The organism is Halorubrum sp., from assembly GCF_046498025.1.
Taxonomy (GTDB): domain Archaea; phylum Halobacteriota; class Halobacteria; order Halobacteriales; family Haloferacaceae; genus Halorubrum.
Window position 1 is genome coordinate 54,984 of the sequence record NZ_JAWOBM010000067.1, and the last position, 8,623, is coordinate 63,606.

Here is an 8,623-nt window from a genome sequence, read left to right on the forward strand (position 1 = left end):
ACGACCCTCGGCGGCGACCGGGGTACCCGAGGACCCACGTCGCGTGCGCCCGACGGCATCCGGATTCGACACCGTCGTCACCCGGACTCGACACCGTCGTCACCCGGATTCGACACCGTCGTCACCCGGACTCGACACCGTCGCCGGCTAGTCGTCGAACCCGTCCGGGGGACGTCGATGATCCGTCGATCGTTCGAAGGCGTACGCCAACTCGAAGAGCCTGGGTTCACCGAACTCGCGGCCGAGGAGTTCGACGCCGACCGGGAGACCGTCGGCGGTGAACCCCGCCGGAACCACGATAGACGGGAGGCCCGTGTGAGCGGCCAGCTCGCAGTTCATCTCCTCGAACGGCTGGTTTTCGGGGATCGCGACCGGCGGAACGCGGGACGGCGGATACAACAGTGCGTCGAGGTCGTGTCCCGCCATCCGCGCGAGCGTGAGTTGTTTGATCTCCTCTCGTCTGCGAAGGCTCCGCAGGTACCCCGTGTTCTCGTTCAGCGCGTCACCGTCGATATCGAGGATTGAGGTCCCCTCAAGCCGCGTCTGGACTGTTGGGTGGACATCGCCCGTCGCGACGATCTCTGCCAGCGAGTCGTACGGCGCTGCGTCACCCAGGGTGGAGAGATACGCGTCGAAGTCCCGAGCGAATTCGTACATCAAGACGCGAGCGCTCTCGAGAAAGGTCTGGTCCACGACGTCAACGGGATCGACTATCGTCGCGCCCGCCGCCTGTAGCTCCGTGATCGCGTTCTCGACGATCTCGGTGACCTGATCTGCGGCGCGTTCCGACGCGTTGTCGGTGTCGCGAAGTCCGAAGAACTGCCGTGCGACGCCGATGCGCGCCCCATCGAGCCCGTCGGCGTCGAGGTGGGCCGTGTATCCACCGTCCGGGATCCGCCGGTCGCCGAGCGCCGTAATGGGGTCTTTCGGGTCGTATCCGGCGATCGCGTCGAGCGTTCGCGCCGCGTCCTCGACCGTCCGCGTGATCGGGCCGGCCGTGTCCTGCGTGTCGCTCAGCGGCGCGAGCCCGGTCCGACTGACGAGTCCCATCGTCGGTCGGACCCCGACCACATCGTTGAACGCCGGCGGCGATCGCACCGACGAGCACGTGTCGCTTCCGGTGCCGATGACCCCGAGATTCGCCGCGACGGCGACCGCCGTGCCGCCGCTCGACCCGGACGGCCGCCGACCGAGGTCGTACGCGTTCCGCGTCGCTCCGCCGAGAGAGCTGACGGTGTCGACGCCGAAGGCGAACTCCTGGAGGTTCGCTTTGGCGAGGATGACGGCACCCGCCTCGCGGAGCCGCGACACGACGACCGCGTCTCGCGACGGTCTCGACGTCGCAAGCGCGGTCGATCCGACGGTCGTCGGCATGTCGTGCGTGTCTTGGTTGTCTTTGAGAACGATCGGGATGCCGTGAAGAGCGCCGACGAACCCGTCGCGTTCGAACGCCGCGTCGAGTTCACGAGCCCGATCGGTGGCGTTGTCGTTCACCGCGAGGATCGCGTTTAACTCGTCGTCGTGTTCTGCGATCCGGGCGAGATACGCGTCTGTGACTGCTTCGGCGGTCACGTGACCCGCTTCGTACGCGGCGTGTATGTCCGAGACGGTTGCCTCGATCGGGTCGAACGATTCGAAGGGCGACGGACACATACTGATTCGTGCGAACAACTCGCACAAGGCCACCTCAATCTATCGTTCAGAGGGGTCGGTGTTGATCCCTCGCGAGCCAGGCTTGAGCGTACCGTTCGTGGCCGGTGACCGCGGGCACGTCAGGTCGTGATGCAGGAGTCGATGGCCCGTCTCGACCGCGTCCATCGTCGTAGAAGGGCCGACGGTTCGTTGACTCTCTCTATTCCGTTGAGTATGACGAGTGCGAATCCGCTTCGTCCGTCTCAACACGCCCGTGTCGTGCGTCGATCTCATCGAGCAGATCGAGCGTTTTCCGGATCGAGGCGCGGATCGCGTCGCTTCGATTGACGAACTTCCCCTCGTCACCGACGTGCTCGTCGAGGTCGTCAAGCAGTTCCTGTGGGATCTCGACGCTGACCTTCGGCATACGCTCGTGTTCGCAGAGGAATATCTTCAGGGTGTCGCACAACACCGAGCTCGCTGGCACGTCGCTCTACGACACGGGAGAGCCCTGGTGTTGGTAGCGGGGGTCCGGAGACACTCACAGCAACGAACATTGTTCGATCCGGGGGTGGTCAATACAGAGAGGAGTCACTGGAGACACCGGTCAGTCGAACTCAGTGAACGGCTGTGCGCGTCCAACACAGACAGAACCACTGGCTGGGCGGCTGAGAGCTTAGAAGAACGGATTTCCGGCCATCGCTACGAACGAGGGCAGAAGTAGTCGTTAGTTGCGGACGAGGTTCGTCGCGCGGGGTCCCTTGGGGGATGATTCGATGTCGAACTCGATCTCCTGACCTTCTTCGAGGTCCGGGCCGCCAACATCCTCCATGTGGAAGAACACGTCCTCGGCGTCGTCGAGATCGCCGTCGTCAGTCGAAATAAAACCGTAACCGCCAGAATAGTTGAAGAAATCAACTTTTCCGTGTGTTATTGCAATCAAAAGTACAGTTCTTGACGGGATAACACAGCTGTACGTCACGGTATCACGACTCCTGATTTACCTTGCACTCTTCAGTGACTGGCTGTCCAGCCGGGACTTTCTCTGGAGAACGGGAGTTCACCAAACAGGTCGATCAAAACGTGTACCGACCGAAGCGTTACGAGAACGCAGTTGTGACGCTCTACGACCTGCCGTATCGGGCGAAAGCCGCGCTCTGTAAGTCAGCGCCCGAGCAGTCAGCAAGGAGTGGGCTGGCGCATGAGAAGTCGGCGCCGGCAAAGTTATTCCCTGTGAGGCCGGGGGGGGAAGGTACCTAAGAGGTCTGTACGACGTAGATCGGTTGCCGAGAGGACAGCGCTTCTTTCGGTAACATCAACACGTTGATTGCACCGCACCGGGGAGTGGCGCGTATGCTCCCGTGGGGCCACGCCGCAGTCGGTTATTTGTGTTATACGGTAGCGACTCGCCACCGGTATCGGCGACCACCGACGGGCCCCGCCGTGCTCGCGCTTGCCGCCGGCACCCAGCTGCCGGACTTGATCGACAAACCGCTCGCGTGGACGTTCGGCCTGCTCCCCTCGGGACGAAGCCTAGGGCACTCGCTGCTCATCGCCGGAGCGATCGGTGTCATCGCGTGGCGATTCGCCCAGCGATACGATCACCGATCGGAAGCCAGCGCGTTCCTACTTGGCCACCTCACGCATATCGTTGCGGACGTCGCCCCCGCCATTATCGCCCGCGACTGGGAACCGTTAGGGGCGTTACTTTGGCCGCTCACTCCCGCCTACCGGTATCCCGGTGAGATGGAACGAACCGTCCTCAGCTTCTTTCTCGAACTACGACTCGCAGAACTCCCGCCCGTCGAGAGCGTTCTCACCGTGCTCGCGTTGGGCGCGTGGGTCTACGACGGCCGGCCTGGCGTGGCCACGATCGCGGCTCTCGTGGCGCGATCTCGGTCCTGAAATCGCTCACGTGTGTCGATGGACCCAATCAACCCGCCTCACCGGGGTGACTTCGTCCGCCACCAACGAGTACCTTTCAACCGATATCTGTCGCTCACCGTAGAAAGATAGATATAAGTCCGCTCTGACTATCGTGTGCGGATATCTATGGAAGTTCACGACGAATACATACCCGAAGAGCTGTTCTCACAGTTCATCTCGCAGATGCCCCAATTCTGTGTCGAATTGATCTTCGAGTCCGAGGAAGGCATCCTTATCGCGAAACGCGACATCGAGCCGTCAATTTGGTTCTGGCCCGGAAGCCGGCTGTACAAGGGCGAAGAGCTGGACGACGCCGCCCACAGAATCGCCGAGGAAGAACTCGGAATCGAGGTTCGTATCAGAGACCAGTACGGCCCCTACGCGCACTTTTGGACCGACAGTCCGACGAAGGGGTCGCCGAGTCGCCACACGGTCAACTCGGTGTTCCACGTCGAGCCGACTCGCGCAGAGTACGAGATCTCGTTGGACGAGCAGCACTCGGAATACCGATTTCTCACGGAGGTCGAAGACGGTCTCCACGAGTATGTCCGCCTCTACTTGGAAGATAACGGCCTTCTCTGATCGCGGACGGGACGTGCGCTGACGCCGAACCGGTGAGCAAACGTTCACGGAGCCCCTTCGGACGGTCTCCGCCTCATCCCGCCCCGCCGGCCAGTGTCATAGCCTCCATGGATTCTCTCGTCGAAGTTCGCTATTTTCGGATTTATATCATATCAGGGGTTGTCGGGGCGATCAACGTGAGCGACGGATTCGGTGCCGGTACGGTGTCGTCGTTTCGCGTCGGACCGAAGCAACTCAGATCAGTTCGTTAGTCCACGTGTCCGGGGTTTGCTCGTTAACAATCTCGCACTCGATGTGGTAGTCGAATTCCTTCGCTCCCTGGTCTTCTATCCAGCCGATCATCTCCTCGAGACCCTCCCGCAACGTGTACTCTGTCTCGTAGTCGAGCAACTCTCGGGCCTTATCAGCCGAACAGTTCGCTAACTTGACCTCCTGTGGTCGGTCGGGCTTGTAGATGGGGTCCAGGTCAAAATCGAGGATGTCGGCGATCGTCTCGGCCAAGTGATTGATGGAGACGAACTCGTCGTCCGGGCCGATGTTGATGACCTCGCCGGTGACGTTGTCGTGGTAGCCGAGCTTCTGCAGCGGGCGCACGTTGTCCTGTATGAAGGTGAAACAGCGCTTCTGCTCGCCGTCTCCGTAGATGATGGGTTGCTTGCCCTGGAGCATCCTGTTGATGAAGATGGCGGCAACGTTGCGGAACGGATCGTCGTAGCGCTGCCGCGGGCCGATGATGTTGTGCGGAACGGCGATGACGTATTCGAATCCGTGAACGTCGGCCATCAGTTCGACCATCTCCTCCGCTGCGACCTTGCTCACGGCGTACGGGTCCTGGGGTTGGGGCTCCATGTCCTCGGTGAACGGCGTCTCGTTCTCGCCGTATCGGGACATACTGGAGCAAAAGACGAACCGTTCGACACCGGCGTCGGCGGCGGCTGCCAGGGTCGCGGTCGTTGACTGGAATATGCTCTGGTTGACTCGCGCGGGCGAGAAGACGCTCAGTCCCTCGTACGCCAGTGCGGCGGTGTGATAGACCACGTCGGCTCCCGCCATCGCCTCCTTCATGTTCCAGACGTCCTTGCAGTCGATTTCGTGGAACTCCACCTCCTCCGGAATGTTGGACTCGTACCCGCCGCTGAAGTTGTCGTTGCCGGCGACGGTGTGGCCCGCTTCGATGAACGCGTCGGCGAGATGGCTACCCAAGAATCCGGCGATCCCTGTGATGAACACGTCTTTTGCGGGGTCCGTGTTGGTTACTGTCATCGAGATAGCTGTTTAGCGAAAACACCTAAATTGATTTAGGTATGTGCCTGTTAATAATCTGTAATATCCTTCTAACCTCTTGCCGCAGACGGTCGATACGCACGATATTCACCGCGTTACGGGCATCAAGCGTGCTTAATTGAAGCGTGACTCGAATTTCACCGGGGGGAGTCAGGAGCGGACTTTCGGACCGGAGTCGGAGTCAGTCGTCCGCCTCGGTTCGGAGTTCCCCGAGAATATTCTTCCGGGTTTCGTAGGCTTGCTGGACAATATCTTTTATCCAGATGTACTCGTAGGTGCTCACTCGACCGAGGTTGAACATGTTCTCGTACGCACTCAGTTTCCCGTTGATACGCTCGAACTTCTCGATCTCCTCGGTGACCGGCAGCGGGTAAGCGCGAGGCGCTCTGCGGACCTTCGCATCTAGCAGTTCGGCGTCGATGCCCTGCTCATCGAGGAACTCAAGCAGGTAGTCGGCGTACCAGTTTTCGTCGTTGGACCAGACGTCGTCACCGACGAAACAGGGGAACTCAACCGTGAGGATGTACTCTCCGGCGGGCGTCTCCTGCGGGACGAACTCGTAGTCGGTGATGCGGGTGAAGTGGTAGTGGTTCGGGAAGTAGCCCCAGTCGACGTGATCGGGGAAGAGGGACTCGTCGGCACCGATGTGGGCACCGAGGATGACCATACTCCGGTACTCCAAGGACTCGTCGGTGTCGACGATGATGCTCGGGTCGATCGTACTGACGAAGAGATCGCTCTCGATCCGGTCGCCCGTCTCGGTTTCGACGGCAATTATTCGGTCGCCGTCCGTTTCCAATCCGGTCACTCCGTCGAAGACGAGATCGCAGTCGGCGATCATCGACCGGAGAATGTCCGTGTACTTGTCGTCCGGGTAGTAGGCACCGCCCCCGAAGAACTCCTGTTCTTCCTCGGGGAAGCTGATCTTGAAGTCGAACCAATCGCCCGTGATCCGCTTCGGGTCGATTCCCCAGTGTTTCTCGGTGTAGGTCCGGTTGTACCGCTCGTAGAGCGTCTCCCCGACCTGGTTTTTCATATACTCCTCGAAGAACTCGGCGTCGGTTTTCCCGGGCGCCTGCTTGAGTTCCTCGCGGATCCGGTCCGCGTCGTCCCACTTATCGATGTTCTGCTTGCTCACGGGGTAGTGGTGCGGGTCGTCGAGATCGCCCCGCGGGTACGTCGCCGCGTAGAAGTCGTTGGGCTCGATGTGCGTGAACTCCGAGAACAGCTCGCCGACCACCGCCTCCTCCTCGTCGTCGAAAAACAGCAGATGGGGGGCGGAATCGCAGTGGTAACCGGTCTCGAACTCGATTTCGCGCAACAGCCCACCGACGGCGTCCTTCTCGACGACAGTCACGTCGAAGCCCTCTTTCTCCAGGAGGTAGCCGGTAGAGCAGCCCGCGACGCCAGCGCCAATTATCGTGACGTCTACCATTACCCGGAGGGTCGACGTACACTCATTAAGTTATTCACTTGCTATGGCCACTCATCGGTATCGTTCGGACGCCTGCCGGCACGTATCCCACGCCCGGCGCGCTTGTGTTCGGACGGTCGCACCAGAGTCGATGAGGGCCGCGGTACCGAGGTCCGGTCGCGTGGATACCACGGGGACTTGCCGCGTGCCGGGGTTATCGGTCCCGGATCGCTTCGACTCCCGGTGCGTCGTCCGCCAGCCAGAGTATCGTCGCCGCCGAAGCGAGTACCAGTTCGACTACACGCATCCACCGGCTGAGGCGCGCACCGCTCGGTGCGTGCTGCGCGGTCCAGCGTGGCTTCGCCTCGATGGCTCGCTCGATTGCCGGCGTCCGTTCGAGAAACTGGAGGATCCCGTCCGCCGGGAGTCCGACCGGCCAGAGGACGAATCCGACCTCGACGAGGTCCCTCGCGAGCGTCCCTTGCAAGAGGAAGACCGATGCGTCGAGGAACGGGTGAGAGACGTATCCGACCGCAAAGAGAACCACCGGGATCGCCGATCCGTGACGGCGCCGGAGGATGGCACCGAGAACGAGGATGCCGGGAATCGCGAAGAGCAGCGAATGGGCAACCGTCCGTCCGCTCGCGAACGCCCCGCCGACGGCGAGCGCGAGCGGCTTGTCAATGAGATCCGGCAGCTGTGTGCCCACGACCACGAGGAGCATCTCACGCCGCTCTATCGATCGACGTCGAGTCGCACGGACGGCTCCCGAAGCCAAGACGTATCCTACGGCGAGGTGTGCGTGGGGGAGCATCGTGAAACGCGTTCAGGACGGGTTCATCGTCGGCTCATCTCGCGGATCGATACGTGACTGTCCCCCCGGCGACTGTGCGCTCCTCGATCGCTGAGGCGGCCGTTCCGCGCCGAGGCGTTCGCACCCGGAACGGACGGCTCGGACGGATCTCACCGCGTGTTCCCGAGCGCACTCAGGAAGAACGACGAGGACATGATCTGCATCCCGAGGACGACCGAGATGAACGCGACGATGATCGTTTTCAGGGACGGAAGCGCCGTGTACCCAGCCATCACCCACACGTACAGGACCGAGAAGAGGTACGCCAGTCCGAGTGCGCCGATGCCGATCCCTAAGCTCATCCCGTGTTCTAATCGCACGTGGTCTTTCGCCCACTGGGTGAGCCGGTCTGATGGCGCGCGAATGCCGGTGTCGGCCGTCGCGCTGAACACCGCGAGACACCAGAACTGGAAGCCGGTGATGAGGGCCAACCCGCCCGCAACGGTCGTTAGTACGCCGGGCGAATACTGACCGAACTCCACTCCGCTGACCGACAGCACCAACGATAACAGCCCGACTACAGCGAGGGCCGTCCCGGGAAGCGAGAAGATGTGTCCCGGGGTGTTGACGAGGATGAACCGAACGTGGCGCCAACCGTCGCGGAAACTGTGGAGCGTCGCGTCGCCTTCCCGCTCGTGGTAGACGATGGGTACCTCCTCTATACGGAGGTCGTTCACAGACGCTTCCATCAGCATCTCGCTGGCGAACTCCATCCCGTCTGACGACAAGTCCAGCCGGTCGAGCGCGTCGCGAGTGAAGACTCGGAAACCGCTGTGGGCGTCGCTGACGCCCGCGTCGTAGAACACGTTCAGAAACCACGTCAGGAACGGGTTCCCGATGTATTTATGCAGCAAGGGCATCGACCCGCTCTCTATCGTTCCGTTGAGGCGAGTTCCCAGGACCATATCGGCTCTGCCGTCCGTGATCGGGGC

Annotated in this window: 9 protein-coding genes; 2 read left to right on the forward strand and 7 right to left on the reverse strand. The window is 61.5% G+C overall.

Annotated features, from left to right (window positions below; genetic code table 11):
* Positions 1–147 precede the first annotated feature (147 nt).
* The 3 genes from R6U01_RS12650 to R6U01_RS12660 all read right to left on the reverse strand — a co-directional run bounded on the left by R6U01_RS12650 (position 148) and on the right by R6U01_RS12660 (position 2,566).
* Positions 148–1,653, reverse strand: a complete 1,506-nt coding sequence (locus R6U01_RS12650; protein WP_410286812.1) for an amidase — start codon at positions 1,651–1,653, stop codon at positions 148–150.
* A gap of 199 nt (positions 1,654–1,852) precedes the next feature.
* Complete coding sequence (locus R6U01_RS12655; RefSeq protein ID WP_410286813.1) at positions 1,853–2,059, reverse strand: ribbon-helix-helix domain-containing protein; 207 nt, start codon at positions 2,057–2,059, stop codon at positions 1,853–1,855.
* 300 nt (positions 2,060–2,359) lie between these two features.
* Entirely contained in the window at positions 2,360–2,566 is a 207-nt protein-coding gene (locus R6U01_RS12660) for a cold-shock protein (RefSeq protein WP_410286821.1), read from the reverse strand.
* 419 nt (positions 2,567–2,985) lie between these two features.
* On the opposite strand from R6U01_RS12660, the gene R6U01_RS12665 reads away from it, so the two are divergent.
* The gene (locus R6U01_RS12665) at positions 2,986–3,537 is read left to right on the forward strand and encodes a metal-dependent hydrolase (RefSeq protein ID WP_410286814.1); all 552 of its coding nucleotides are present in this window, start codon (positions 2,986–2,988) and stop codon (positions 3,535–3,537) included.
* A gap of 147 nt (positions 3,538–3,684) precedes the next feature.
* Positions 3,685–4,140: an NUDIX domain-containing protein gene (locus tag R6U01_RS12670; RefSeq protein WP_410286815.1), complete on the forward strand. Its 456-nt coding sequence runs from the start codon at positions 3,685–3,687 to the stop codon at positions 4,138–4,140.
* Positions 4,141–4,374: 234 nt separating this feature from the next.
* On the opposite strand, the gene R6U01_RS12675 is transcribed toward R6U01_RS12670, so the two are convergent.
* The 4 genes from R6U01_RS12675 to R6U01_RS12690 all read right to left on the reverse strand — a co-directional run.
* On the reverse strand, positions 4,375–5,403 hold the full coding sequence (locus R6U01_RS12675; protein ID WP_410286816.1) for an NAD-dependent epimerase/dehydratase family protein: 1,029 nt from the start codon (positions 5,401–5,403) through the stop codon (positions 4,375–4,377).
* Between the two features lie 202 nt (positions 5,404–5,605).
* Entirely contained in the window at positions 5,606–6,859 is a 1,254-nt protein-coding gene (locus R6U01_RS12680) for a protoporphyrinogen/coproporphyrinogen oxidase (protein WP_410286817.1), read from the reverse strand.
* Between the two features lie 193 nt (positions 6,860–7,052).
* Positions 7,053–7,652, reverse strand: coding sequence for a metal-dependent hydrolase (locus R6U01_RS12685; protein ID WP_410286818.1), 600 nt, complete (start codon positions 7,650–7,652; stop codon positions 7,053–7,055).
* Between the two features lie 149 nt (positions 7,653–7,801).
* Positions 7,802–8,623: glycosyltransferase family 2 protein (locus R6U01_RS12690; RefSeq protein WP_410286819.1), on the reverse strand; the 822-nt coding region annotated here is incomplete at its 5' end.

Excerpts from the sequence above, each read along its gene's own strand:
- R6U01_RS12670 (WP_410286815.1), top strand. The coding sequence starts at position 3,685 with ATGGAAGTTCACGACGAATACATACCCGAAGAGCTGTTCTCACAGTTC.
- R6U01_RS12650 (WP_410286812.1), bottom strand. The coding sequence starts at position 1,653 with ATGTGTCCGTCGCCCTTCGAATCGTTCGACCCGATCGAGGCAACCGTC.
- R6U01_RS12675 (WP_410286816.1), bottom strand. The coding sequence starts at position 5,403 with ATGACAGTAACCAACACGGACCCCGCAAAAGACGTGTTCATCACAGGG.
- R6U01_RS12665 (WP_410286814.1), top strand. The coding sequence starts at position 2,986 with ATGCTCCCGTGGGGCCACGCCGCAGTCGGTTATTTGTGTTATACGGTA.
- R6U01_RS12655 (WP_410286813.1), bottom strand. The coding sequence starts at position 2,059 with ATGCCGAAGGTCAGCGTCGAGATCCCACAGGAACTGCTTGACGACCTC.
- R6U01_RS12685 (WP_410286818.1), bottom strand. The coding sequence starts at position 7,652 with ATGCTCCCCCACGCACACCTCGCCGTAGGATACGTCTTGGCTTCGGGA.
- R6U01_RS12680 (WP_410286817.1), bottom strand. The coding sequence starts at position 6,859 with ATGGTAGACGTCACGATAATTGGCGCTGGCGTCGCGGGCTGCTCTACC.